Genomic DNA, 25,783 nt, shown 5'->3' with positions numbered 1-25,783 from the left:
TCACTCGTGGCGGAGGGCTTCGATGGGGCGCATGGCCGCGGCGCGGCTGGCCGGGTAGCTGCCGAAGAACAGGCCGATCAACGCGGACACGCCGAAGGCAAGGGGGATCGAGGCGGGTACCACGACCGGGGCGATGCCGACCACCCGGAACTGGCTGCCGATCACCCCGACGGCGACGCCGAGCAGGCCGCCGAAGAGGCTCAGAAGTGTTGCCTCGGCAAGGAACTGGCCGAGGATGGCCGAGCGGGTGGCGCCGATGGCCTTCCGGATGCCGATCTCGCGGATCCGTTCGGTGACGGTGACGAGCATGATGTTGGTGACGCCGATTCCGCCGACCAGCAAGGAGATCGCGGCCACGGCGGCGAGCAGGACGGTGAACGTCTGGGTGGTCTCGGTGCGGGCGGCCAGCAGCTGGGACGGGTTGAGGATCCGGTAATCGGGCAGCGCCCCGGCGGCGATCCGGTGCCGCGCGTCGAGGATCGCGGTGATCTCGGCCTGCGCCGCGGAGATCGCGTCGGCCGACCTGGCCTGGACCACGATCTGGTTGAGCTGCCCGTAGCCGGTGACCGAGTTCTGCACCGCGGTCAGCGGGGCGACGGCGCTGTCGTCGGCGTTCTGCAAACCGGTGGCGCCCTTGGGGGCGAGCACGCCGACGACGGTGAACTGGATGCTGTTGACCAGAACCGGCTGCCCGATCGGGTCGGCGGCGCCGAACAGCTGCTCGGCGGCGGTGGCACCGAGCACCACGACCCGGCGGGCCTTGGTGACGTCGTCCTCGGTGAACGGCGCGCCGGCCGACACCGGGCTGTTGGTGGTCTCGAAGAAGGTCGGGTAGGTGCCGGTGAACTGGGGGATGGTGTGCGTGGCGTCGGCGTTGACCGCGGTGACCGAGGTCGTGACGACCGGCGACGCGGCGAGGACGTCGGGGGCGCCCACCGGATCGACGAGGGCCTTGGCGTCCTCGACGGTCAGCGGCCGTGCGGTGTTGCCCGCGTTGCCGGGCCCGGCAAGGCGGGTGACCGTGAGCACGTTGGTGCCGAGGCCGGCGATGCTCCGCTCGACGGCGGCCGACGCCCCGCTGCCCACGGCGAGCAGCAGGATCACCGCGCCGACGCCGATCGTGATGCCGAGCGTGGTCAGCGCGGAGCGCAGCTTGTTGGCGGCAAGGCCGCGAAGAGCAAATCGAAGGATCTCAGTGGCCATTTGCTCGCTCCGCTCGCGTGAGCGTCATCGCACCGCCCACGCGCTGTACGTGTCGGACACGATCCGGCCGTCGCTGACCCGGACGACCCGCGCGGCATGCCGGGTCACCTCGTCCTCGTGGGTGATCACCACGATCGTGCGGCCGAGCGCGTTGAGCCGGTCGAACACCGCCAGCATGTCGGATGTGCTTGCGCTGTCGAGGTTTCCGGTCGGCTCGTCGGCCAGCACGATCGCCGGCGAGTTGACCAGGGCGCGGGCGACCGCGACCCGTTGCTGCTGACCGCCGGACAGCTCGGTCGGCCGGTGGCCGGCCCGGTCGGTCAGCCCGACCAGCTCCAGCGCGGCCAGCGCGCGCTCCCTGCGCTCCCGCCGGCCGACCCCCGCGTACACCAGCGGAAGCTCCACATTGGACAGCGCGGTGGTCCGCGGTACCAGGTTGTAGGACTGGAAGACGAACCCGATCTTCCGGTTGCGCAGCAGGGAGAGCTGCCGCTCGTTGAGCGAGCCGACGTCGATCCCGTCCAGCCGGTAGCGTCCCTCGGTGGGCACGTCGAGGCAGCCGATCAGGTTCAGCAGCGTGGACTTCCCCGAACCGGACGCGCCCATGATCGCCAGGTAGTCACCGGTCGACACGGTCAGATCGAGCCCGCGCAGGGCGTGCACCGCGGTCGGGCCGGAGCCGTAGGTCTTGCGCAGTCCGGCGACCTCGATGACCGGTCTCATCGGCCGCCACCCCCCGGGATCAGGACGCCACCGCCGCCGGGCGCCACGCCGCCACCGCCACCGCCCTGCCGCCCGGTCAACCCGCCCGAGCCGCCGGACGTCGTGCTCGGCACGCTCAGCACGACCTCCTCGCCCTCGGCCAGACCCGACGTGATCTGCGCAAGGGCCTCGCTGCGCACGCCGACCTGTACCGGCCGGGTCTCCTCCCGGCCGCCGCTGAGCACGGTCACGGTGCTCTGGCCGCCCGCGGTGCGCAGCGCGGCCGACGGCACCGCGAGCGCGTCCTCGGCCTTCGCCACGGTGATCGCCACACTGGCCGACTGCCCCGGCCGCAACCCGGCGGGCGGTTGCGCCATCGTCAGGGAGACACCGAACTGGACGATGTTGTTGGTGGTGGTCGGGGTCAGGTCGACCGCGCCGACCGTGGCCCGGATCGGGGAGTCCGGCAGGGCGTTGACGGTGACCGTGGCCTCCTGCCCGGCCTTGACCTTGCTGACGTCGATCTCCGCGAGCTTCGCCTTCACCAGCAGGTTGGTCAGGTCGGTGAGCACGATGAAGGCGTCGGCGCCGCTCGAGGTATCCGACCCGGACGCCCCGGTCGAGCCGCCGACCCGCTGCCCGACCCCGCCGTTGACCGCGGTGACCGTCCCGGCGCCCGGCGCGGTGAGCACGGTGGCCGCCAGGTCGTCCTTGGCCTGCTGCAGCGTCAGCTCCGCCTGGTCGACCTTGGCCCGCAACGAGGTCTCGGTCTGCGTCTGACCGCCGGAGCCGGCCGGCGTATCGGTGGAGTCGTCGAAGTCGGCCAGGTCCTCCTCCGCGGCGTCCAAACTGGACTGTGCGGCCTTGACCTTCGCCTTGGCCTCCGCGGAGTCCAGTGTGGCCAGTTGCTGCCCGGCCGCGACCGCGTCGCCCACCTTGACGTCGATCGAGGCGACCGTGCCGGCGGTGCCGAAGTTCACGTCGGCGCCGTACGCGCTGTCCACCGTTCCCGCCGCGGACACGGTCTCGACCACCGTGGTCCGGGAGACCGGGACGGCGCGGGCCTGTGACGCGGCGTTGCTCGTGCCGCTCGGCCAGAGGAACACGTACGCGCCCCAGCCCGCCGCGGCGAGCGCGAGCACGAGGACGCCGTTGATCGCGAGAATCCGCCCGTTGCGACGCATGCGGCACATGCTGTCGAGCGGGTGTGCGGATTGGCTTGGAGGAACCTGGGAGTTAGCTGGGCGTGTGCGGGCCTACCGGTTCCGAGGGCTGGCCGGAGGCCCGCCCGAGGAATCGGTGGCACGCAACCGCCTGCCGGCAATGCAGAGTAGTGCTTCCCGCCCGGCCCTCACATTGAATTGGGCACAGCCGGCTCGGCGTCGGGGGCCGGCGTGGCGCGGGGGCGCCGGGGGCGGGCCCGGACGGCCAGCACGACCTGGCGCCCGGCGTCGAGCACGAGCAGCGCGGCCACGGTGCCCAGCACGATCCCCAGGGCCAGCCAGCCGCCGTGGTTGCGCACGGCCTCGAGCCGGGTGCCGTCGTCGAGCACCAGGGTCACCGGGGTCACCCCCCGATGCCAGCACAGGAACGCCAGCAAGATCGCGACCGCCGCGCCGATCAGCTCGGCCAGCGCGACCAGCGCCCGCACCGGGCGGTGCAGCCCGCCGCGCAGGGGCGGGACGGCGAAATCGGCCTCGGGCTCCTCGGCGACGGACGGTGCGCTCACGCCGTACAGCCTCTCATGCGATGAAGGACGCCTTCATCGAACGTGGCGTGACGAAGGCGCCCTTCACGGCAACTCACTGGCGAACCCTGCCCGCGCTGAAGTAGTTGTTCGACTCCGGGCGGTACATCAGGTATATGGCCGCCGCGACCAGCACGACCAGCACCAGCGTGATGATCAGGTTCAGCGCACCGGCCGAGCGGATCCCGAACAGGTTGAGCACGATGCTGATCCCGCCGAGCACGGTGAGCGTGATCCGAGCCCAGTTCCGCCCGGCCCGCATCATGAAGGCGAACAGCACGAACAGCCCGATCATGGCCAGGCCGATCACCAGGCCGAAGATCTTGGCGGTGTTCACCTCGGCGTCCGTCGGAGGCCGGCCGAACGAGCGCTCGAGGCCCTCGCGGGTGGATCCGGTCGCGGTGCCCAGGATGACGAACACGAGGTACAGCCCGGCGCCGATCAGCCACAGCACGAACGAGTTGTCCACCGGCTTCGGCCGGGCGACGGCCGGGCCCGCGAGCTCCTGCTGCTCGTTGACCGCCGGCGCGGCCGGCATCGGTTCGTAGGGCTGCTGGCCAGGTTGGCCAGGCTCGCCCGGGTCACTTGGCGTTGTCATGGCCAAGACGCTACCGCGTGCACACGGCCCGCACTCAACGACTCTCTCGACGCCGCGCGAAGTACGTCGAGGATTCCGCCCGGAACAGGTAGACCACCGCGGCGACGCCGAACGCGACGGCGGCCAGGTGCCAGATGAGCACAAGCGCGGCGCCCTCCGCGGCCACCGCGCCGGCGAAGTCGAACACGCCGACCAGGACGAGCACGGCCAGCAGCAGCCGCGCCCAGTTGCGGCCGGCGCGCACCTTGACCGCAAGCAGCACCAGCATCCCGGCGCCGGCGGCGATCGTGATCGCGCCGGCGATCCGGAACGGGCCGATCATGGCCAGCACGTCCGCCTCGGTGTACGGCTCACCCGACCGGGACAGCGCATCCCGGACCATGGCGGCCATCCGCGCCCGGTCCACGAGTGTGGTAAGGACGGTCCCGATCGAACCGAGCACGGTTCCCGTGACGGTGAACAGGAACGCGGTGTCGATCGCCTTCGGCCGGACGGGTCGACGCCGATCGAGGGAAGCCACGCAATCCATTCAACCCGAGATGACATCCCGCAGTGCGGCACGCAGCCCGTCGCCGTCCCTGGCCCAGGCCACGACCGCGGACCCGTCGTCGAGCCGCAGGCCGACGCCGGTGAACCTGCGCGGCACCGTCCACCCACCGCCCAGCACCCGGGCCCCGGCCGGGGGATCGGCCTCGTCAACCCTTGCGATGCGTTGCACCGCAAGGCTTTCCTGACCCTGGACGAGCGCATCCGGGGTGACCCGGACGCACAGCAGCCGGCGCCGGGCGTTGACCCACAGCGCGGCGACGCCGGCGAGACCGAGCCCCACCAGGATCCACGCGACGGTGTGCACGCGTCCGCCGAGCGCCTCGACCCCGGCGCCGGCCGCCGCGAACGCCGGACCCCACAGCACCGGCCACCGGCTCGACCCCGGCTCGGCGAACAGCGCCCGCTCGGTCATATGGGCAGGTCACGCGGCGCAAAGAACCGGTTCGAGGACGGCAGGTACAGCAACACCGTGGCGGCCACGGCGAGCATCGCCGTCAGCAGGCCGAACGGCGTCCGCAGGATCGTGACGTAGAACGCCACCGTGACCACGCACAGCACGGTCAGCATGATCCGCGCCCGGCGCACGCCGTCCCGGGCCTTGTAGGCGAACAGCGCGAACAGCACGGCGAAGACCACCGCGCCCACCAGGAACATCCACAGCAGCGTGGTCGCGCCCCGCTCCACCTGCTCGTTGGTGACACCCGGATCCTTGGCCCGGGTCCACGCGTCGACCAGCTGCTGCTTTCTCAGCAGCAGATCGATCCCGTTGACCACGGCGACGACTCCGGCGATCACCCACATGACGATCGCGTACCGCATCGCCACCGGCCGCTCGTCCGCCGGGCGCGCCTCGGCCGCCGCCTCGTCGGCGGTCGGCATCACCGGACGCTCCTTCTTCCGCGGCGTCTCGTCGGGCGGCTCCTCCGGCGGCACGGTCACGGTTTGGCACCGTACCTCCACGAATCACCCTGCTCGCAACCAGCCCGCGGCCTCGGTTGCCCAGTAGGTCAGCACGATGTCCGCGCCGGCCCGCCGGATCGAGGTGAGGGTTTCCAGAATTGCCCGGCGGCGGTCCAGCCAGCCATGCGCCGCGGCCGCCTCGATCATCGAGTATTCGCCGGAGATCTGGTACGCCGCAACGGGAACGTCGGAGATCTCGCTGACCGCGCGGAGCACGTCGAGGTAGCTCATCGCCGGCTTGACCATGACGATGTCCGCGCCCTCGTCGAGGTCCAGCCGGACCTCCCGGAGCGCCTCCCGCACGTTGGCCGGATCCTGCTGGTACGTCTTGCGGTCGCCGGTCAGCGAGGAGTCGACGGCCTCGCGGAACGGGCCGTAGAACGCCGAGGCGTACTTGGCCGAGTAGGCCAGGATCCCGGTGTCGAGGTGGCCGGCCGCGTCCAGCGCCTCGCGGATCGCGCCGACCTGGCCGTCCATCATCCCGCTCGGGCCGAGCAGGTGCGCGCCTGCGTCGGCCTGGGCCACGGCCATCTCGCCGTACACCCGCAGCGTGGCGTCGTTGTCGACGTTGCCGTCGGCGTCCACAACCCCGCAGTGGCCGTGGTCGGTGAACTCGTCGAGGCACAGGTCCGACATCAGCACGGTGTCGTCGCCGAGGTCACCGCGCAGGTCGCGCAGGGCGACGTTGAGCACGCCCTCGGGGTCGACCCCGCCGGAGCCGACCGCGTCCTTGCTCACCGGCACCCCGAAGATCATCAGGCCGCCGACGCCGGCCGCCACCGCCTCGTGCGCGGCCTTGCGCAGGCTGTCCCTGGTGTGCTGGACGACCCCGGGCATGCTCGAGATCGGGACCGGCTCGGTGGCGCCTTCCTTGACGAACATGGGAAGCACGAGCTGGTGCGGCGCGACGGTGGTCTCGGTGACCAGCCGGCGCAGCGCCGGGGTCCGCCGCAGCCTCCGCGGCCGGTGGGTGGGGAACATGGCGAACCTCCCGGTGAGGTGTCGTGAGTCCTTTGTGGTGCCATAACCCCACAACAGACTCACGACGGCTTACCTGCGGGCGCGCTTGGTCTTGCGGGGCGGCGGGAGCGCACCCTCGGCGCGCAGCCGGGCCGCGTGCTCGGCCAGAGCGTCCACAAGGGACGGCACGTTGGCGTGCTCGGGCTGGACGTCCACCCGCAGCCCGAACTCCCGCGCGGTCTCGGCGGTCTTCGGGCCGATGCACGCGACCAGCGTCCGGGTGTGCGGCTTTCCCGCGATGCCAACGAGGTTGCGCACGGTCGAGGAGGACGTGAAGCACACCGCGTCGAACCCGCCGGTCTTGATCATCTCTCGGGTCTCGGCCGGCGGCGGCGCGGCCCGCACCGTGCGGTACGCGGTCACGTCGTCGATCTCCCAGCCCCGCTCGCGCAGGCCGGCGGCCAGCGTCTCGGTGGCGATGTCGGCGCGCGGCAACAGAACCCGCTCCACCGGGTCGAGGATGTCGTCGTACGGCGGGAACTCCTCCAGCAGGCCCTCGCTGGACTGCTCGCCGGACGGCACCAGCTCCGGCATGATCCCGAACGAGCGCACCCGGTCGGCGGTGGCCTCACCGACGCAGGCGATCTTCACGCCGGAGAACGCCCGCGCGTCAAGGCCGAACTCGGCGAACTTCTCCCACACCGCGCGCACCGCGTTGGTGGAGGTGAACACCAGCCACTGGTAGCGCCCGTCGACAAGCCCCTTGACCGCGCGCTCCATCTGCGCCGGGCTGCGCGGCGGCTCCACGGAGATCGTCGGCACCTCCGACGGGATCGCGCCGTGCAGCCGCAACCGCTCGCTCATCTCGCCGGCCTGGTCCTTGGTCCGCGGCACCAGCACCCGCCAGCCGTACAGCGCGCGCGACTCCCACCAGGACAGCTTCGACCGCGCCGCCGCCACCTGGCCCACGGTCACCACGAGCGGGCCGGTGATCTCGCCGGCGTCGGCGGCCAGCGAGGCCAGCGTGGTGTCGACGGTGCGCTGCGCGGCGCCGGTGCCGTCGGCGGTGACCGCGACCGGCGTCTGCGCCGCCATGCCGGCCTCGACCAGCGCGGAGGCCGCCTCGGCCAGGTGCGTCGCGGTGGCGTTCAGCACGATCGGGCCGGGCGCTCCGGCCAGGCCCTTCCAGTCCACGTCGCCGCGCACGTCGACCTCGGTGTGCGTGGCGCCGAGCGCGATGCCGGCGTACGCCGGCACCGCGGTGCCGGCCGGCACCCCGGGGACGATCTCGAACGTCGCGCTGGTCCGCGCCACGGCCTGCGCCTCGGCCACGATCCCGGAGTGGGTGAGCGGGTCCCCGGCCACGAGGCGGACCACGAGCCGGCCCGCCTTGGCCTCGTTCACCAGGTCCTTGGCCACGTCGGCCGGCTCGCCGACGGCCGGGCGCACCTCGGCGTCGGCCGCGGCGGTGGCCAGCACGCCGGCCGGCACGTCCGGGTCGGTCACCACGAGCTCGGCGCGCTCGAGCAGGCCGGCGGCCCGCACGGTGAGCAGCGCGGCGTCACCGGGGCCGGAGCCGACGAACGCGACGCGCCCAGGGCTCTTACGTACACGGGTGGTCATCAAGCCACTTCCTATCAACTACGAGCCTTATGCGATTCTGCGCGACGCAGTCCTTTCGGCACCGGCGCGCTCGGTGGTCACCATGGCTGCCGCCACTCCTTTGCATAAGCCTCTACCTCTTCATGACTCCGGGCCGGACAGCACGCCGGCCCCGAGCTCGAGCAACTCGGCGGCCAGCGATCGGCCGAGCCGCTCCGCCCCGGTCAGGTCACCGACGGCCGACGCACGGACCAACTCGACGGCCTGACCCGCTCCGTAGCCGGCGGCGGCGACCCCGCGCAGGGACAGCCGGTACACCACCGTTCCGTCTCCAGCCAGATCCTCCACCACTTCGGCCAAAGCTCCAACCGGCGCGCTGCAGCCGGCCTCCAGCGCGGCCAGCATGGTGCGCTCCGCGGTGACCGCCGCCCTGGTCGCCTCGTCGTCCAAAGTGGACCGGAGCAGGTGCTCGGTGTCCACGTCGTCGACCCGGCACTCCACGGCCAGCGCGCCCTGGGCGGGGGCCGGCAGCATCTGGATCGGGTCCAGCGCCTCGGTCTGCACGTCCAGCCGGCCGATCCGGTCCAGCCCGGCCCTCGCCAGCACGACGGCGTCCAGCTCGCCCTCGGTGACCTTGCGGATCCGGGTGTCCACGTTGCCCCGGATCGGCACGATCTCCAACCCCAGCCCGAGCGCCTCGAGCTGGGCGGCGCGGCGCGGCGAGCCGGTGCCCACCCGCGACCCGGCCGGCAGCTCGCCCAGCGTCAGCCCGTCCCTGGCCACCAGCGCGTCCCGCGGGTCGGCCCGCGGCGGCACGGCGGCCAGCGACACCCGGGGATCCGGCGCGGTCGGCAGGTCCTTGTAGGAATGCACGGCGACGTCCACCGTGCCGTCGGCCACGGCGTCGCGCACGGCCGAGGTGAACACCCCGATGCCGATCTCCGCGATCGGCGCGGACGAGCGGTCGCCGGCCGTGGACACGGTGACGATCTCGACACGCGTACCGGTCCGTTCCAGCGCCTCGGCAACGATCCCGGTCTGAGCGAGCGCGAGGGCGCTGCCCCTGGTGCCGATCCTGATGACCCTCACCCAGTCTCACCGTCCACTTGAGACGCTCGAGTGATCACGGAGGGCACGTCCGGGTCGAGCTGGAACAGCTCGCGCAGCGCGTCGGCGTAGCTGGCGCCGGCCGGGCCGGAGGCCAGCTCCTTGACCCGCACCGTCGGCGTGTGCAGCAGCTTGTCCACCACCCGGCGCACGGTCCTGGCCAGCTCCTCGCGCACCTCGCGGTCGAGGGCGGGCAGCTTGGAGTTCAGCCGCAGCATCTCGGCGTCGACCACCTCGGCCGCGCGCCTGCGCAGCGCGGTGACCGTCGGGGTGACCTCCGCCGACCGCTGGGTCGCCAGGTAGGCGCGCAGCTCGTCGGCGACGATCGCGCCGGCCCCGCGGGTGTCCGGACCGCCGGCCGAGTCGTCCAGCCGGCGCTGCAGGCTCGCCAGGTCGACCAGCGTCACGCCGGCCAGCCCGGCGATGGCCGGGTCGACGTCGCGCGGCAGCCCCAGGTCGCACACCACCAGCGGGCGGTCGGCCGGCCGGGCGGCGACCATGCCGTCGGTGATCACCAGGCCGGTCGAGCCGGTGCAGGACACCAGCACGTCCACCTTGTCGATCTCGGCTCGCAGCCCGGTGACGCCCACCGCGGTGGCGGGCACGCCCTGCTCGGCGAGGGACGCGGCCAGCCGGGCCCCGTTCGCCTCGGTCCGGTTGGCGATCGCGACGTGACCGATGCCGGCCCGGCGCAGCGCGGCCGCGGCCAGCCCGCCCATCGCCCCCGCGCCGACGATCAGCGCGCGCCGGCCGGCAAGCCCGCCGAGCGCGGCGTCGGCGTCGGCAAGCGCCTCGGACATCACCGACCGGCCGACCTGGTCCAGCCCGGTCTCGGCCTGCACCCGCTTGCCGACCCGCAGCGCCTGCTGGATCAGCTCGTGCAGGGCGCGGCCGACCGTGCCGGCCGCGCGGGCGGCGTTGTACGCGGCGCGCACCTGGCCGAGGATCTGCGACTCGCCGACGACCATCGAGTCCAGCCCGGCGGCCACGGTGAACAGGTGCTCGGCGGCGGCCGCGGCGTAGTGCACGTAGATGTGCTCGTAGAGCGCGCCGGCGTCCACCCCGGCGTGCCGGGCGAGGACGTTGACGATGTCGGCCAGCCCAGCGTGGAACGCCTCCACGACCGCGTACACCTCGACCCGGTTGCAGGTCGAGATCAGCACCGCCTCGGTGACCGCGTCGCGGCGCAGCAGCTCGTCGAGGACCTTGCCGGCCTCCTCGGCAGGAACGGTCACCCGCTCCAGCACCCGCAGGTCGGCCGTGCGGTGCGATATGCCTACTGCCAGGACACTCATCCGCGGATCACCACCCCGTCCACACCGCGGTCGAGTGCCGACGCCACCCCGTTGACCTCGGGGGCTGGGCCGGCCCCGTCCGCCCTGCGAGCCACGTGGAAGGACAGGATCTGCAGCTCAACGGCCAGGTCGACCTTGCGAACCTCGACGGTGTCCGGGACCTGCAGGACCACCGGCGCGAAGTTCAGAATGCACTCCACGCCGCCTTCCACCAACCGGTCGCACACAGCCTGGGCGGCGGCCGGCGGGGTGGCAATAACCCCAATGGAAACTTCGCGCTCCTGGCAGACGCGCACGATGTCGTCGATGTGGTTGACCGGCAGCCCGCCGACCGGCACGCCGATCAGGTCGGGGTCCACATCGAACAGCGCCGTCACCGGGAAGCCACGGCTGGGGAACCCGCCGTAGTTGGCGAGCGCGTGCCCGAGGTTTCCGATCCCCACGACAGCCACACTATGTGCACGCGTGAGGCCGAGGATCCGTTCGATTTGATCAATGAGCACGGCGATCTCGTAGCCGACGCCCCGGGTGCCGTACGAGCCGATGTAGGACAGGTCCTTGCGCAGCTTGGCCGCGTTGACCCCGGCGGCGGCGGACAGCTCCTCGCTGGACACCGCGCTCGCGCCCTGCTCCTGCATGGCCGACAGCACCCGCAGGTACACCGCGAGCCGGGCGACCGCGGCCTCGGGGATCGCCCGCGCGCGGTCGCGCGCGGCGGGCACCGCGGCGTCGAAGGCGGCGCCGTCGGTCACGGCGGGCATGGGCGTGGTGACTTCCGCGTCGGTCGGTGCCGGGGGTGTGCCGCCGACCCCATCACGTTGGCCACGCTGCGCCACGCCGAAACTCCTCGACAGAACTCGCCCCTGGAATGTGAACACGGTAGCCGCTTGTGAACACATGCACAAAGTCGCCGGCCAGGGCACATAACCAATGACACCTCGAGCCGGACGAGCGCCGCTGGAGTGGATGTCGCACCGCGTTCAATTGCCCTCGCTCGTTCCTCGCTCGGGCGGCTCGCGGCCTTGATCCGGCGTCCTCCCTCCTGCGCCGCTCAGCCGCTCACCGGCCCTCGCTCCCTGCGCTGCTCGTGGATCCAGACACCGGCGGCCGACTCGCGTTCAATTGCCCTCGCTCGTTCCACCCTCGGGCGGCTCGCGGCCTTGATCCGGCGTCTTCCCTCCTGCGCCGCTCGGCCGCTCACCGGCGCTCGCTCCCTGCGCTGCTCGTGGATCCAGACACCGGCGGCCGACTCGCGGCCCGTTCGGCCGATCAGGACGCCGAGAACGGCACCGAGTGCCAGCCGGTGGCGCCGTCCGGGGCGGGCGGCGCGAACTGCTCGGTCTGGGTGCGGCCGGTCCGGTCGGTGGCCCGCACCTCCACCCGGTGCTCGCCGCGGGACACCTCGACGGTGGCCCGCCACATCCGCCAGGAGTGCGGGCTGACCTCGGTGGCCAGCTCGGCCTGCTGCCACTGACCCTCGTCCAGCCGCACCTCGACCCGGCCGACGCCGACCGGCTGCGCCCACGCGACGCCGGCCACGACCAGCCGCCCGGCCGGCACGGCGGCGTCCCGGCGCGGGCTGTCGATCCTCGACTGGGTCTTGATCGGGGCCTTCTGCGCCCAGCCGCGCGGGATCCAGTAGCCCTCCTTCCGGTCGAACCGGGTCAGCTCCATGTCGGTGACCCACTTGGTGGCCGACACGTAGCCGTACAGCCCCGGCACCACCATCCGGGCCGGGAAGCCGTGCTCGACCGGCAGCGGCTCGCCGTTCATCCCGATCGCCAGCAGCGCCCCGCGATCGGGGTCGAGCAGCGCATCGACCGGGGTGCCCGCGGTGAACCCGTCGACGCTGGTGGACATCAGTTGGTCCGCGCCGGGCTTGACGCCCGCCGCCATGAGCAGCTCACGCAGCGGCACGCCGATCCAGTTGGCGTTGGAGATCAGGTCGCCGCCCACCTCGTTGGACACGCAGGTCAGCGTGACCGGACGCTCGACGAGCCGGCGGTTGCGGATGTCGGAGAAGTCGAAGCTGACCTCCCGGTCGACCAGGCCGTGGATGCGCAGCCGCCAGTCCTCGGCCCGCAGCCGGGGCACGGTCAGCGCGGTGTCGATCCGGTAGAAGTCCCGGTTGCTGGTGAGGAACCGGGGCGTGCCGTTCGGCGCGAAGTCGGCGCCCTGCGGGACCGGCGGGGCCGGGTCGGCCGCGGTGAGCGGACCGACCGCGGCCCGCGAGCCCTCCACGTCCACCCGCACGGCGAGCAGCTGCCCACCACCGCCGAGCACGCCGGCGCCGACCGCCACCCCGGCCGAGGTACGCAGGAACACCCGGCGCGAGTCGTCGGTCGGGGTATCCGCACCCGCCCTGGCCAGCGCGAGGCCGTGCAGCCAGCGGAGCACCAGCACACCGGTGATCAGGCTGGCCGCGGGCGCGAGGATGCCGAGCTGACCGAGGTCCGGACGGGCAAGCACGGCGAGGAAACCGAGCACCCCGACCGCGGCGGCCAGCGTCACGCCGGGCCAGGAGCGCCGGCGGGACAGCAGCCCGGCCAGGCCGGCCAGCAGGAGCAGCACGACCGCCATGCCGAGCATCAGCACGAGCTTGTCGTTGGTGCCGAAGGTGGCGATCGCCCAGTCCTTGACCGGCGTCGGGGCCAGGTCGATCGCGGTGTTGCCGACCCCGAGGAACGGCGACGCGCTCGGCCCGACCAGCCCGGCGACCACGTGCCCGGCGGCCAGCGCGGCCGCCACCGCCAGCACCCCGATCAGGACGGCAACCGGCGCGCTCAGCCTCGGCGAGACCTCAGGTTCGGGCTCCACATGTCAAGATTCGCCGCCGGGGAGCGGAAAGTTCAATCGAAGCGGGCTTACCGCTCCCTTACCGCAACGGTCGGCCGCCGAGCGCCGCCCGGAGGCGACCCTCCTCCACCCGCCAGTACCCGTGCTCGGCCCCGTCGATCAGGATCACCGGGACCCGATCGCCGTACTCGGCGCGCCACTCGGGGTCGGCGTCGACGTCCTCGACCGTCCACTCGACACCGAGCTCCCCGCAGATCCGCCGGATGTCCGCCTCGGCGTCGGCACAGGCGGGACAGTCCCGCCGGCTCATGAGCGTCACCTTCACGCTGTTCCCTCCGGCTCGGGAATGTCGGCCGTGGTCGTGGGTCACCTTGGGTGGTGGGTCACCGGACCGCTCCTCGGGCAGGCCTCGTTCCTCGGCCAAGCCTGCGTCTCCTCGTTCCTCGGAGCCGCAGGAGTATCGATGGCTCGCTCCGCAAGCTCCGCTCGCCCCTCGTCGCGGTGGGCCGACTCCCTCGCCAGGCATTCCACAAGCTTCACGCCGGGGTGCCCCGCAGGCTGGCCCGCCGCAGCTTTCCGGTGACCGAGTGCGGCAGCGCGTCGACGAACTCCACCACGTCCGGCACCTTGAACTTGGCCAGCCGCTGCTCGCAGTGCTCGCGCACGGCCTGCTCGGTCAGCTCGGCGCCCGGCCGCAGCACCACCACGGCCTTGACCCGCTCGCCGGTGCGCTCGTCCGGCACGCCGACCGCGGCCGACTCCGCCACCTCGGACAGCTCGTCGAGCACCCGCTCCACCTCGTGCGGGTACACGTTGAACCCGTTGACGATGATCAGGTCGTTGGCCCGGTCCACCAGGTGCAGGTCGCCGTCGGCGTCGAGGTAGCCCACGTCGCCGGTGCGGAACCAGCCCTCCTCGTCGGGGCCGTGCGCGCCGTCCGGCCAGTAGCCGCTGAAGAGGTTCGGGCCGCGCACCGACACCAGGCCGGTCTCGCTCTCCTCCCCCTCGTCCAGCTCGTCGAGCGGCTCGTCCGGATCGCTGATCGAGATCAGCGGCCGGCCGTCGCTGTCGACGAGACGCAGCTCCACGCCGGGGATCGGCCGGCCGACCGAGCCGGCCTTGGCGTACCCGCCGACCAGCGTGGAGGTCAGCACCGGCCCGGTCTCGGTGAGGCCGTAGCCCTCGAACACCGACAGCCCGGTGGCCTGCCGGATGGCCGCCAGCACCGGCCCCGGCAGCGGCGCGGCGCCCGAGGTGAGCAGCCGCATGCTGGCCAGGGCGCTGGCCAGCCGCTCGCCGTCGACCCCGCTGAACGCCTGGTACATCGGCGGCACCCCGACCATCGCGGTGACCCGGTGCCGCTCGCACGCCTCCAGCGCGCCCTCGGTGGAGAACCGGTCCATGAGCACGGCGGTGGCCCCGGCGGCGGCGACCTGCAGCAGGCCCGGCCCGAGCCCGTATAGGTGGTAGAGCGGCACGGCGAGCAGCACCCGGTCGGTGGCGTTGACCGGCGCCGGCCGCAGCGCCGCGCATTGCTCCACATTGGACAGCAGGGCGCGGTGCGAGAGCATCACGCCGCGCGGCACGCCGGCCGTTCCCGAGGTGTAGCAGAGCACGGCGAGGTCCTCCCCGCCGCGGGCGGACCCGTCCGGCGCGGGCGCGCCCCCGGCCGGGGCGTCCAGGTCGGGCGGCGCCAGCGACGCCGGGCCGTCGTCGGGACCAGAGCCGATCATCAGCCGCGCCCCGCTGTCGGACAGCACCCGGCGCAGCTCCGGCTCCGGCAGGTCGGTGGACAGCGGCACCAGCACACCGCCGGCCCGCAGCACGCCGAACAGCGCCACGCACAGCCGGGCGCCGCCGCCGAGCGCGACCGCCACCCGGTCCCCCGGCCGCAGCCCGGCCTCGAGCACCCGCGCGGCGTAGGCGTTGACCGCGTCATCGACCTGGCGCCAGGTCAGGGACGAGCCGGCCGGCTGGTCCACCAGCGCGGGATGCTCCGGCGCTCTCCCGGCGGCTTCGGTGACAAGATCGGCAACGTTGCCGGTCAGCGCGTCTGCCATCGGACCCTACTTTCGCGACTTTCGTGCGGACCTCCAGCCCTTTCGGGCCGCAGTGTGTCATGGCTCACCACGTCACGGTTAACTACGTGACGTGTCATATCACGGAGTTCCCCGCACCATTACCTACCAAGAAGTAACCACACGTATGCTGCCTACGGCTCCGGGCGGTGGTGCGGCCGCTCGGAGGACCGACGAGGAGTGATCATGGCCTCTCCGTCGTGCGGGCGCGGGAGCACGGCCGCCCCATGACGCGCCAGGTGCGGTCGAGCGCGGCCTTGCCGGAGCACCCAGCCCAGCCGGGGCTGGCGCCGGTCGGGTCGCCGAACGGTGCCGACCGCACCACGGACTCGGAGGTACCCGAGGTGCCGGAGGCCAGGGAGCCGGGCGACTCCTGGGACCTGGTGCACTCCGCGCAGGCCGGCGACACGTCGGCGTTCGCCCAGCTCTACGACCGGTACGTGGACGTGGTGTTCCGCTACGTGCTGTTCCGGGTCGGCGACCGCGAGCTGGCCGAGGACGTGACCAGCGAGACCTTCCTGCGGGCGCTGCGCAGGATCACCTCGGTCAGCTACCAGGGCCGCGACGTCGGCGCCTGGTTCGTCACGATCGCCCGCAACCTGGTCCTCGACCACGTCAAGTCCAGCCGGTTCCGGCTCGAGGTGGCCACCGCCGAGGTGGACGACTCGCACCGGGTGGACGCCGGACCGGAGCAGCAGGTGATGTCCAAGGTCACCACCGCGGCGCTGCTGGAGTGCGTCGAGCAGCTCGGCGACGACCAGCGCGAATGCATCGTGCTCCGGTTCCTGCATGGCCTTTCGGTCGCCGAGACCGCGGAGATCATGAACCGCAACGAGGGGGCGGTGAAGGCGCTGCAGCACCGCGCCGTCCGCCGGCTCGCCCAGCTGCTGCCCACCGAGCTGCGGTGAGCCGTAACCATGGACCTGAGCATTCGTTTCACACAGCGAGGTCGTGAGATCCTCATCGACCCTTCGCAACCGGAGCAGGATCGTGGATAGGGGAACAGCGCCTCCCGGGCCGGACGGACCGAGAGACGACGGCGAGCAGGCGGTAGTCCGCCTCGTGCGCACCCTCGCCCCGCTGACCGCACCCGACGCGCGGGCGAAGGACCGCATGCGCCGGCGCATCCTGGCCGAGCTCGCCCCGTCCGACTCCGGCGCCCGCCCGCCGACCACCCCGCGCGGCCCGCGCGCCCCCCGCAACCGGCCGAGCGGGGCCGACCGAGGCAGCGCGCGCCCCGGAGATCTCCCGAGACCCGGGGCCGGCGCGCGCGGCCGGTTCGCCATCGCCGCGCTGGCCCTGCTCGCCCTGGTGTTCTCCCTTGCCGGGATGAGCCTCCTGCTCGCCCGCGACGCCCTGCCCGGCGACGCGCTCTACGGCGTCAAGCGCACCGCGGAGGCCGCCTCCCTTGGCCTCACCTTCGGCGACGAACCGAAGGCGTTGAGGCATCTGGAGTTCGCCTCCGCCAGGGTCAACGAGATCGAGACCCTCGCCCAGCGCTACCCCGACCCCGGGGACGCCCCGGTCGGCGGCTACCTCACCGCGCTGAGCGACTTCGACAACGACGCCGCCGCCGGCTCCCGCCAGCTGATCGCCCTCGCCACCCGCAACGACGGCCGCCAGCTCGAATCCCTCCGGGCCTGGGCCGCCCAGCAGGCCGGCCGCCTCGACTCGGTCGCCGACCGCCTGCCAAGCGCCGCCCGCAACCGGCAGGCCGCCACGCTCGGGTTGCTGTCCAAGATCACCACCCGCTCCGCGGCGCTGCTCGCCCGCATGCAGTGCTACCAGATCACGACCGGTTCCTTCGACGACGTCGGCGCCCTCCCGGCGACCGGCGCCTGCGAACGGATACCGGGCGCCACGGTGCCGCCGGTCTCCGCACCGACCGGCGGCACCGCCCCGGACTCCCCGGGTCACACGCCGAGCGTCCCCACGCAGACCGAGCTGCCGGACGCCCTTCCCACCCCGCCACTGCCCGGCCAGCCGGTCCCCTCGGTGTCGGTCCCGGCCGTCCCGCCCCCCGCCGGCTCGCCCACCACACCTCCGGGCACCACGGATCCCTCGACCCCGCCCGAGGTCGTCGTCCCCCTCCCGCTACCCACGGTCACCGTGCCCCCGCTGCTCCCCGGCCTACCCGGAATCCGTATTGGCTGACCCCGGCACGGAAGTTCGGCGCGGCCTCGGGCGTCGTGGACCCTCGCTAGGCTGTGGTTAGCCACGCTGGGTGTGGAGTCACCGGGAGGCGATGCGGTGTCGCGGGACGAGAAGGTCACCGAGCTGGCCCGGCTGGCCGCGGTGGCGGGCGAGGCGTCGGCGGAGGCCGCGTACGTCATCGGGCACGCCGAGCCCACCGAGCCGGTGCCGGCCGACCTGACGGCGGCGGCGTTCTTCGACGTGGACAACACGATGATGATGGGGGCGTCGATCTTCCATTTCGCCCGTGGGCTGGCGGCGCGGAAGTTCTTCACCAACTCCGATCTGGCCCGATTTGCCTTGCAGCAGGTGAGGTTCCGGGTGGCGGGCAAGGAGAGCCAGGACGGCATCCGCACCAGCCGCGAGCAGGCACTGTCCTTTGTGGCCGGTCATACGGTGCGGGAGCTCAACGAGCTCGGCGAGGAGATCTACGACGAGCTGATGGCCGACAAGATCTGGCCGGGCACCCGCGCGCTCGCCCAGATGCACCTGGACGCCGGGCAGCGGGTCTGGCTGGTCACCGCGACGCCGGTGGAGCTGGCCACGATCATCGCGCGCCGGCTGGGGCTGACCGGCGCGCTCGGCACGGTCGCCGAGCACGTCAACGGCGTGTACACGGGACGGCTGGTCGGCGAGATGCTGCACGGCCCGGCCAAGGCGCACGCGGTCCGCGCGCTCGCCGCCCGGGAGGGGCTGGACCTGCGCCGGTGCACCGCGTACTCCGACTCGGCCAACGACGTGCCGATGCTGTCGGTGGTCGGCACCGCCGTGGCGGTCAACCCGGACAGCGGGCTGCGTGAGATCGCCCGCAGGCGGGGCTGGGAGATCCGCGACTTCCGCACCGGGCGCAAGGCCGCCAAGATCGGCGTCCCGTCGGTGCTCGGCGCGGGCGCGGTCGCCGGCGCGGTGGCCGTCGGCCTCGCCTACCGCAAGCGCGAGCATGCCTCCTAGGGCCGATTGTCAGTGCTGAGATGGTTCGTGCCTACCAACGGAACCTCAGGGGAACGTGACGGCACCCAGCCACAATCGATCGGATGTCCGCACCGTTCGCTGGAACGCAACGACCGCATCAAATTCCGGGGAGGCGGAACGGGAATGGGCTGCGGCGTTGGGCCAGTAGGCGGTAGAGGGTTTGCTGGATGGTCTCGCGCACCTGGTCGGCCACGTTGAACGCGGCCATCGGGTCGTCGTCCTCGCCGGGGTGGATCGGCTCGCCGAACTCGATGTGCCACTTGGACGGCAGCGGGATGGCGCCGAGCGGGCCGAGCAGCGGGAACAGCGGCGTCACCGGGAAGTAGGGCAGGCCGAGCAGGCGGGCGAGCGGGCGCAGGTCGCCGATCTTGGGATAGATCTCCTCGGCGCCGACGATCGAGCACGGGATGATCGGCACGCCGGAGCGGATCGCGGCCGTGGCGAAACCGCCGCGGCCGAACCGCTGCAGCTTGTACCGGTCCCGGAACGGCTTTCCGATGCCCTTGAACCCCTCGGGCCACACGCCGACCAGCTCGCCGGCGGTGAGCAGGCGCTCGGCGTCGGAGGTGCAGGCCAGCGTCTGGCCGGACCTGCGGGCGAGGGCGCCGAGCAGCGGGGTGGCGAACACCAGGTCGGCGCCGAGCATCCGCAGGTGCCGGCGCCGGGGATGGTTGTCGTGAACGGCGATCGCGGTCATCACCGCGTCCAGCGGCAGCGTGCCCGAGTGGTTGCACACCACGAGCGCGCCGCCGTGCGGCGGCAGGTGCTCGGCGCCGCCGACCTCGACCCGGAACCACTTCTCGTACAGCAACCGCAGCGGCGGCAGGAGCACGGCGTCGGTCAGCTCGGGGTCGAACCCGAACTCGTCGACCGGGTAGTCGCCGGTGATCCGCCGGCGCAGAAAGCCGACCGCGCCGGCGATCCGGCGCTGCAGCCCGTGGGCCGGCGGGGACGGCGCACGCAGCGGATGCAGCGGGGTGGGTTCGACGGGTACGCCGGACGGTTCGAGCGCCCGGCGGCGCGGTGCCGCCGGCGCGCCGATCGTCCGGCGATCCCCCCGCTGGAGCGGAATCACCTGTGCCTGCTGCATTCTCAGCTACCTTCCACCCGGAGTCCGCCGCCGCGCACGTAGTCGTCGAACGCGCGGGCGGTGGTCCACCTCGGGGCGAACCCGAAGATCGTTTTGAGCCGGCCGGTGTCCACCACCCTGCCGAAGTTGAGGTACCGCACCAGATCCGGCGAGAAGTCCGCCGCCCTGGTACCGGGGAACAGCTTGGCGAGCACCGGAACGGCCGGCCTGGGCACCGGCAGCGGCACCCGGCCGGCCCGGCGGATCGCCTGCGAGAGCATGAGCACGCCGTCCGCGCCGGCGTTGTAGACCCCGGGCAGATCGCGCAGCGTGGCCCGCTCGAGCACGGCGAGCGCGTCGTCGCCGTGCAGCAACTGCACCCTGGCGTCGAAGCCGAGCACGGTCGGCACCACCGGCAGCGCGAAGTAGCGGGTGATCACGCTGTCCACGTCCGCGCCGATGAGATCGGCGAACCGGATCGTGGTGGTCACCACGTCCGGGCGGCGGCGGGCGAACCCGCGGACGTAACCCTCCACCTCGGCGGCGTCCCTGGCGTAGCCGGACGCCGGCAGGTCGCGCGGGGCGTCGTCCTCGGTGAAGGCGGCCGGGGAGCGCGAGCTCGCCCCGTACACCGCCGCGGTCGAGCGCACCACCAGCTTGCGCACCGCGCGCGAGCGCTGGCAGGCCGCGAGCAGCTGCATGGTGCCGATGACGGTCAGCTCCTTGTGCTGCGCCCGGCGGGGCGCGGCGTGCACGACGGTGTCCACGCGCGCCGAGTTGATCACCTTGGCGATCAGCGGGTTGCGGATGTCGGCGCGAACGAACGCGGCACGGCCCGTGCCGCCGCGCGGCGGCACGGTGTCCACGCCGATGACGCGTTCGATGTCCGGGTTGGCGGCGAGACGTGCGGCCACGTTGCCACCGAGATAGCCACCCACGCCGGTAACCAGGACGACGTTGGGGGTCATGCGGGTCCTCGGAAAAGGGGTCCGGGGCTGAGCCTCGGTGGGGGTCTGGGGGCTTGCCCCCAGCAGCGCTGCTTCGTGCGACTGTACCCGCCGGAATGCCGGAAAGGCCCTTGGCAACGGGGTCTTAACGCAGCTCACACGGGCCGTTTGCGCGGCTACTTCTTCAGCTTGCGGCGCTGCACCCTGGTCTTGCGCAGGAGCTTGCGGTGCTTCTTCTTGGACATGCGCTTGCGGCGCTTCTTGATGACTGAGCCCATGCGGGGATCCTTCGCTGTCGTCGGTGGTCGCGGCTGCTCGTAGCGCTCCGGCGCAGCAACGACCACTCAACCGCGGGAGGCAGGTCACGGCGCGTGCAGGAGCACCAGGCACAACGATCGTTTAGGGTACCCGCGCGCTCTTGAGGCCCTGCACCCGCCTCAGCCTTCTGGTCGCTCCCGCGAGGGCGACCCACCCGCCGCGTCCGCACCTAGCCGGCGTCGAAGTAGGCGCCCTCCAGGTAGGCGTGCACGGCCTTCTCCGGCACGCGGAACGACTTGCCGACCCGCACGGCGGGAAGCTCTCCGTTGTGGACCAGGCGGTAGACGGTCATCTTGGAAACCCGCATCATCGTGGCCACCTCGGCCACGGTCAGGAACTGCACCTGGCCAACCCCTGGCGGGTCCTTGTCCCTCTTCTTCGCCGGCATGAGTCACCGCGTCCCTTTTAGACACGTGTCGCGCCGTCGGCTTCCCCACCGACGGAACGGACACGCACGTGCTTCAGTAGAGAGTAGCGTGACACGTGTGACTGATGCGACGCCAGTTCGGGTTAATCGCTCCCGGGCAGGTGATTCCTAGTCGATCCGGTGGGCCCGGCCCAGCTCCTGGGACCGGTCCCGGGCCGCCTCGATCGCGGCCAGCAGCGCCGCCCGCACCCCGTGCCGCTCCAGCTCCCGGATGGCCATGATCGTGGTGCCGGCCGGCGAGGTGATCGCCTCACGCAGCGTGACCGGGTGCTCGCCGGTCTCCACCAGCATCGTGGCCGCCCCCACCGCCGACTGAATGATCAGCTTCTCCGCCACGTTCCGCGGCAGCCCGAGCAGGATGCCCGCGTCGATCATGGCCTCGACCAGGTAGAAGAAGTACGCCGGCCCGGAACCGGAGAGCGCGGTGACCGCGTCCTGCTGCGACTCGGGCACCCGCACCACCTTGCCGACCGCGGACAGCACGCGCTCCACGACGTCCAGGTGCTCCGGCCCGGCGTGCCCGCCGGCCGAGATCGCGCTCATCGCCTGCCCGACGACCGCCGGGGTGTTCGGCATGACCCGCACCACCGGCACGCCGGCCGGCAGCCGCCGCTCGAACAGCTCCGTCGGCAGCCCCGCGCACAGCGACACGACCAGGGTCGGCGGGCTGACCACCGGCGCCAGCTCGTCCAGCAGCGGGTCGATGTCCTGCGGCTTCACGGCCACCACCAGCACGTCGGCCTCCTTGGCCGCCGTCGGCAGGTCCACCGCCCTGATCCCGTACCGCGTGGTCATCTCCGCGGCCCGCTCGGCATGCCGCTCGGTGAACATCAGGTCGTCCACCCGCCGCCCGCCGCTGAGCAGCCCGGACAGCAACGCCTCGCCGATCTTGCCGGCCCCCAGCACGGCGATCACCGGCTCGGCGGCGCCCTCATACCCATCCATGCGCATTAGCGTGCCAGAGCGGGCGAAGCGCCGTGTGACACCCCGTTATCGGGCGGAAAGGGCCAGCTGGCGGGCCTGGCAGACCAGGCGGCCGGTGGAGTCGAGGACGGTGGCGTCGGAGTCGAACCAGGCCCCGTAGACGGCGCGGGACTCGACCAGGACGCGCAGCCAGCCGGGGGCGGGACGGGAGCGGACAAGGGCGGTCATCTGGACGGTGGGGGTCCAGCCGAAGCGGCCGAGGTTGTAGGTGAGCGGCATGTGGACGTCCGCGGCCACCAGCGCGAAGAGGGGATCGACGGGCTCGGCGCGGGGACGGACCCATAACCGCAGGCGCAGCGGGTCGCCGACGTGGCCGTGCAGGAAGCCGGCGCCGTTGGGGTCGATGCGGACGTCGCAGGCGGCGGTGAGCTTGAAGGCCGAGGCCATGGGCAGGGTGGCGAAGTCGACGGCGTTGCCGGGCGGTTCTGCGGACAGGTTGGGCAGGTCGGACCAGGCGGCCCGGTCGCGGGGCAGCCGGCCGGTGGTCACCATGCCCTCGACGCAGCTCTTGCCGCGCTGCTCGACGCAGACGGACACGACGGTGGCCTGCCGGCCGGACTTGCGGACGTCGGTGCGCAGCAGGACGGGGCCGACGCTCGGCGGGTTGAGGAACTGGGCGCTGACCGCGAGCGGGTCGACAAGGGGGGCGCCGGAGCCGCCGCTGTGCGCCGCGGCCGCGGTTCTGGCCAGCAGGGAGAGCAGGTAGCCGCCGTGCGGGCGGCCGCGGACGGTCCAGGTGTTGGGAAGCTCCGCGGTGAACGTGCCGTCACCGAGCGAACGGACGCGGGAGGCGGCCGCGAACGGGCCGGCCGGTGGTCCGCCCGGGGTGCGCGCGTCCCCCTGCCCAGCAACACTGCTCATGATCGTTACCCTGCCATGTCTGAACGGTGGATCGAAAAGGCGGCTGAAGATCCGCTCAGCCCCGGGTGGCCAGGGCGCGCAGGAAGAACGCGGTGTTGGCCGGACGCTCGGCGAGCCGGCGCATGAGATAGCCGTACCATTCGCCACCGTATGGTACGTAGACACGCATGGTGTGCCCCAGTTGCGCGAGCCGGCGCTGCTCGTCGGACCGGATCCCGTACAGCATCTGGAACTCGAAGCTGCCGGGCTTGCGGCCGTAGAACGCGGCGCGCTCGCCGATGATTCGGATCAGGCGCGGGTCGTGCGTGGCGAACATCGGGAAGCCGTCCCCGGACAGCAGCGCGTTGGCGCACCGCACATAGCTCAGGTCGACCTCGTGCGCGCTGTCGAACGCGACCTCGGGCGGCTCGGCGTAGGCGCCCTTGCACAGCCGCACGCGCGAGCCGGACGTGGCCAGCCGGGTGCAGTCGTCGAGCGTGCGGCGCAGGTAGGACTGCAGCACCGCGCCCACCCACGGCCAGGTGGCGCGCAGCTCGGCCAGGACCCGCAGGGTGGAGTCCGTCGTGGTGTGGTCCTCCATGTCGAGGGTGACGGTGGTGCCGTGGGTGTCGGCGGCCGCGCAGATCCGGGACGCGTTGTCCAGTGCCATCGACTCGTCGAGCGCCTGCCCGACGGCGGACAGCTTGACGCTCACCTCCGCGCGCTCGGCCAGCCCCTCGTCGTGCAGGGCCGCCAGGAGCTCAAGGTAGGCCTGGACGGTCCGCTCGGCGAGCGTGGCGTCGGTGGTGTCCTCCCCGAGGTAGTCCAGCGTGACGGTCAGGCCGTCGGCCACCAGCCGTGTGGCGACGGCGACGGCCTTGGCGGTGGACTCGCCGGCGACGAAGCGGCGGACGACGTCCCGGCTCACCGGGGCGGTGGCCACGACGCGGCGGATCGTCTCGTTGCCGGCGGCGGCGAGGATCAGCGAGCGCAACGGATTCACGCCGCAGACTGTACGTCCCCGCGGGCAAACTGTTGCCGATCTCCGCTCATTGCCCCAGATGCAGGCGGGCGAACAGCAGCGCCTCGGCGAGATCCTTAGCCCGGGTGGCGGAGTTGCGGGCCCGGCGGGTGTTCACCTCGAGCACGACCTGCCCGGCGAACGCGCTCGCGGCCAGCTCCTCGCACAGCTCGGCGCACGGCTGGCTGCCCCGGCCGGGCACGAGGTGCTCGTCGCGCGGGAGCCCGGTGCCGTCGGCCAGGTGCAGATGGACCAGGCCGTCACCCATCCGCTTGGCGAGCTCGAGGGCGTCGGCGTGCGCCGCCGCGGTGTGCGACAGGTCGAGCGTGTAGTGCCGGTAGCCGACGTCGGTCGGGTCGATCGACGGGCGGAACGCCGAGACCTCCCCGCCGAAGCGGCGCACCGGGAACATGTTCTCCACCGCGATCGCGACCCCGCTGCCGCTCTCCAGCTCGGCGACCAGCTCGGGAAACGCGTCGGCGTAGCGGCGCTGCCAGCGGAACGGCGGGTGGATCACCACGGTCGGGGCGCCGAGCTCCTGCGCGGCCCGCACCGAGCGGCGCAGCCGCTGCTCCGGGTCCGGCGACCAGACCCGCTGCGTGATCAGCAGGCAGGGCGCGTGCACGGCGAGGACCGGCACCCGGTACTGCCGGGAGCGGCGGCGCAGCGCGGCCACGTCCTGGCTCATCGGGTCGGCCCAGACCATGACCTCGACGCCGTCGTAGCCGAGGTCGGCGGCCAGGCGGAACGCCGTCGCCGCGCTCTGCGGCCACACCGAAGCCGTTGAGAGGCCGACCGCCGGCGTCACTACCGGCTCAACAGAAGCAACGCGGCCGGCGACACGGTGACGAACAGCCCGACGAGCACGGCAAGACCGGTGGTCTGCAGGTCGTCGGCCCGGCGGATCTTGCGCACGATCCACACCAGCCCGACGATGACGGCGAGCGCGGCGCCGAGCGCGACCTGCGGGAACTTGCCCCAAAGCCAGTTGAACCCGAGCCAGACGGCGGCGCCGCCGACCACGCTGACCGCGACCTGGCCGGCCATGATCAGCCACTCGCGGGCCGGCGAGCGGTCCCCGGCCAGCTCGTCGTCGTCGGCGAACTCGTCGGCGTCGGCGTCCTCGTCCTCCGGGTAGTCCTGGTAGCCGGGCGGCCCGAGCTCGTCCTCGACGTCGAAGTCGGTGTAGTCGTCCGGGTAGCGCTCCTGGACCTGCGTGTCGCCGTTGGCCTCGGGACCGAGGGGCGGCGCCGGCGGCATGGCGCCGGCGTGGCCGAACGGGATCCGCGCGGGCGGGAACGCCCCGGACTGCTGCGGGCCGGCCGGCGGGACCCTGGGCATCTGCTCGGTGGCGGCCTCCCGCGGGCCGCCGTTGTCCACCGGGGGCACGGGCGGCGCCGGGTAGTAGCCCGAGC

The 25,783-nt window shown here is 72.7% G+C and carries 27 protein-coding genes and 1 pseudogene; 3 read left to right on the top strand and 25 right to left on the bottom strand.

Going from position 1 to position 25,783, the window contains the following annotated elements; all coding sequences use genetic code 11:
• The 16 genes from VGX25_RS08855 to VGX25_RS08780 form a co-directional block, all read right to left on the bottom strand.
• Positions 1-1,203: an ABC transporter permease gene (locus VGX25_RS08855; RefSeq protein ID WP_326917144.1), complete on the bottom strand. Its 1,203-nt coding sequence runs from the start codon at positions 1,201-1,203 to the stop codon at positions 1-3.
• A 24-nt stretch (positions 1,204-1,227) separates the two neighbouring features.
• Entirely contained in the window at positions 1,228-1,926 is a 699-nt protein-coding gene (locus tag VGX25_RS08850; protein ID WP_326917143.1) for an ABC transporter ATP-binding protein, read from the bottom strand.
• Positions 1,923-3,089, bottom strand: coding sequence for an efflux RND transporter periplasmic adaptor subunit (locus VGX25_RS08845; protein WP_326917142.1), 1,167 nt, complete (start codon positions 3,087-3,089; stop codon positions 1,923-1,925). The genes VGX25_RS08850 and VGX25_RS08845 overlap by 4 nt, the downstream gene beginning before the upstream one ends.
• A gap of 167 nt (positions 3,090-3,256) precedes the next feature.
• A complete protein-coding gene (locus VGX25_RS08840; protein WP_326917141.1) occupies positions 3,257-3,634 on the bottom strand; it encodes a hypothetical protein in 378 nt (125 codons plus the stop codon).
• Between the two features lie 73 nt (positions 3,635-3,707).
• The gene (locus tag VGX25_RS08835; RefSeq protein WP_326917140.1) at positions 3,708-4,250 is read right to left on the bottom strand and encodes a hypothetical protein; all 543 of its coding nucleotides are present in this window, start codon (positions 4,248-4,250) and stop codon (positions 3,708-3,710) included.
• A gap of 34 nt (positions 4,251-4,284) precedes the next feature.
• Positions 4,285-4,770 carry a hypothetical protein gene (locus VGX25_RS08830; protein WP_326917139.1) on the bottom strand — a complete coding sequence of 162 codons (486 nt, stop codon included), beginning with the start codon at positions 4,768-4,770 and terminating at the stop codon, positions 4,285-4,287.
• Between the two features lie 9 nt (positions 4,771-4,779).
• Positions 4,780-5,211: a hypothetical protein gene (locus tag VGX25_RS08825; protein ID WP_326917138.1), complete on the bottom strand. Its 432-nt coding sequence runs from the start codon at positions 5,209-5,211 to the stop codon at positions 4,780-4,782.
• Positions 5,208-5,738, bottom strand: a complete 531-nt coding sequence (locus VGX25_RS08820; RefSeq protein WP_326917137.1) for a hypothetical protein — start codon at positions 5,736-5,738, stop codon at positions 5,208-5,210. Before VGX25_RS08820 ends, VGX25_RS08825 begins: the two co-directional genes overlap by 4 nt.
• Positions 5,739-5,762: 24 nt before the next feature.
• Positions 5,763-6,740: a porphobilinogen synthase gene (gene hemB / locus VGX25_RS08815; protein WP_326917136.1), complete on the bottom strand. Its 978-nt coding sequence runs from the start codon at positions 6,738-6,740 to the stop codon at positions 5,763-5,765.
• A gap of 69 nt (positions 6,741-6,809) precedes the next feature.
• Positions 6,810-8,342, bottom strand: coding sequence for a bifunctional uroporphyrinogen-III C-methyltransferase/uroporphyrinogen-III synthase (locus VGX25_RS08810; protein WP_326917135.1), 1,533 nt, complete (start codon positions 8,340-8,342; stop codon positions 6,810-6,812).
• 120 nt (positions 8,343-8,462) lie between these two features.
• A complete protein-coding gene (gene hemC / locus VGX25_RS08805; RefSeq protein WP_326917134.1) occupies positions 8,463-9,410 on the bottom strand; it encodes a hydroxymethylbilane synthase in 948 nt (315 codons plus the stop codon).
• Positions 9,407-10,723, bottom strand: coding sequence for a glutamyl-tRNA reductase (locus VGX25_RS08800; RefSeq protein ID WP_326917133.1), 1,317 nt, complete (start codon positions 10,721-10,723; stop codon positions 9,407-9,409). Before VGX25_RS08800 ends, hemC begins: the two co-directional genes overlap by 4 nt.
• Positions 10,720-11,484 (bottom strand): redox-sensing transcriptional repressor Rex, encoded by a 765-nt coding sequence (locus tag VGX25_RS08795; protein ID WP_326917158.1) that lies wholly within the window; start codon positions 11,482-11,484, stop codon positions 10,720-10,722. The genes VGX25_RS08800 and VGX25_RS08795 overlap by 4 nt, the downstream gene beginning before the upstream one ends.
• A 508-nt stretch (positions 11,485-11,992) precedes the next feature.
• Positions 11,993-13,540: a molybdopterin-dependent oxidoreductase gene (locus VGX25_RS08790; RefSeq protein ID WP_326917132.1), complete on the bottom strand. Its 1,548-nt coding sequence runs from the start codon at positions 13,538-13,540 to the stop codon at positions 11,993-11,995.
• A 58-nt stretch (positions 13,541-13,598) separates the two neighbouring features.
• Complete coding sequence (locus VGX25_RS08785) at positions 13,599-13,829, bottom strand: glutaredoxin family protein (RefSeq protein WP_326917131.1); 231 nt, start codon at positions 13,827-13,829, stop codon at positions 13,599-13,601.
• Positions 13,830-14,055: 226 nt separating this feature from the next.
• Positions 14,056-15,579, bottom strand: coding sequence for an AMP-binding protein (locus VGX25_RS08780; protein ID WP_326917130.1), 1,524 nt, complete (start codon positions 15,577-15,579; stop codon positions 14,056-14,058).
• Between the two features lie 245 nt (positions 15,580-15,824).
• Here VGX25_RS08780 and VGX25_RS08775 point away from each other — a divergent pair, with 245 nt between their 5' ends.
• The 3 genes from VGX25_RS08775 to VGX25_RS08765 all read left to right on the top strand — a co-directional run bounded on the left by VGX25_RS08775 (position 15,825) and on the right by VGX25_RS08765 (position 18,741).
• Positions 15,825-16,505: a sigma-70 family RNA polymerase sigma factor gene (locus VGX25_RS08775; RefSeq protein WP_326917129.1), complete on the top strand. Its 681-nt coding sequence runs from the start codon at positions 15,825-15,827 to the stop codon at positions 16,503-16,505.
• An 82-nt stretch (positions 16,506-16,587) separates the two neighbouring features.
• Positions 16,588-17,751, top strand: a complete 1,164-nt coding sequence (locus VGX25_RS08770) for a DUF5667 domain-containing protein (RefSeq protein WP_326917128.1) — start codon at positions 16,588-16,590, stop codon at positions 17,749-17,751.
• Positions 17,752-17,847: 96 nt separating this feature from the next.
• Entirely contained in the window at positions 17,848-18,741 is an 894-nt protein-coding gene (locus tag VGX25_RS08765; protein ID WP_326917127.1) for an HAD-IB family hydrolase, read from the top strand.
• 118 nt (positions 18,742-18,859) lie between these two features.
• Here VGX25_RS08765 and VGX25_RS08760 read toward each other — a convergent pair whose 3' ends face one another.
• From VGX25_RS08760 to VGX25_RS08720, 9 genes and pseudogenes are all read right to left on the bottom strand, one after another.
• A complete protein-coding gene (locus tag VGX25_RS08760; RefSeq protein WP_326917126.1) occupies positions 18,860-19,852 on the bottom strand; it encodes a lysophospholipid acyltransferase family protein in 993 nt (330 codons plus the stop codon).
• Positions 19,853-19,854: 2 nt separating this feature from the next.
• The gene (locus VGX25_RS08755; protein WP_326917125.1) at positions 19,855-20,799 is read right to left on the bottom strand and encodes an NAD-dependent epimerase/dehydratase family protein; all 945 of its coding nucleotides are present in this window, start codon (positions 20,797-20,799) and stop codon (positions 19,855-19,857) included.
• Positions 20,800-20,954: 155 nt separating this feature from the next.
• Positions 20,955-21,056, bottom strand: coding sequence for a 30S ribosomal protein bS22 (locus VGX25_RS08750; RefSeq protein WP_018684825.1), 102 nt, complete (start codon positions 21,054-21,056; stop codon positions 20,955-20,957).
• Between the two features lie 209 nt (positions 21,057-21,265).
• On the bottom strand, positions 21,266-21,484 hold the full coding sequence (locus VGX25_RS08745; protein WP_326917124.1) for a helix-turn-helix domain-containing protein: 219 nt from the start codon (positions 21,482-21,484) through the stop codon (positions 21,266-21,268).
• Positions 21,485-21,631: 147 nt separating this feature from the next.
• Positions 21,632-22,468, bottom strand: coding sequence for a pyrroline-5-carboxylate reductase (gene proC / locus VGX25_RS08740; RefSeq protein WP_326917123.1), 837 nt, complete (start codon positions 22,466-22,468; stop codon positions 21,632-21,634).
• Positions 22,469-22,513: 45 nt separating this feature from the next.
• Positions 22,514-23,368: a thioesterase family protein gene (locus tag VGX25_RS08735; protein WP_326917122.1), complete on the bottom strand. Its 855-nt coding sequence runs from the start codon at positions 23,366-23,368 to the stop codon at positions 22,514-22,516.
• 55 nt (positions 23,369-23,423) lie between these two features.
• Complete coding sequence (locus VGX25_RS08730) at positions 23,424-24,350, bottom strand: proline dehydrogenase family protein (RefSeq protein WP_326917121.1); 927 nt, start codon at positions 24,348-24,350, stop codon at positions 23,424-23,426.
• Positions 24,351-24,396: 46 nt separating this feature from the next.
• Positions 24,397-25,143: a sugar phosphate isomerase/epimerase family protein gene (locus VGX25_RS08725; RefSeq protein ID WP_414635735.1), complete on the bottom strand. Its 747-nt coding sequence runs from the start codon at positions 25,141-25,143 to the stop codon at positions 24,397-24,399.
• Positions 25,144-25,175: 32 nt separating this feature from the next.
• Positions 25,176-25,783: pseudogene (locus VGX25_RS08720) on the bottom strand (hypothetical protein); the annotation flags it as partial.

It is taken from the genome of Actinophytocola sp. (assembly GCF_035942955.1).
Taxonomy (GTDB): domain Bacteria; phylum Actinomycetota; class Actinomycetes; order Mycobacteriales; family Pseudonocardiaceae; genus DASYTH01.
The sequence above is the reverse complement of the archived record's forward strand: the minus strand, read 5'-3'. Positions and strand labels throughout refer to the sequence as shown.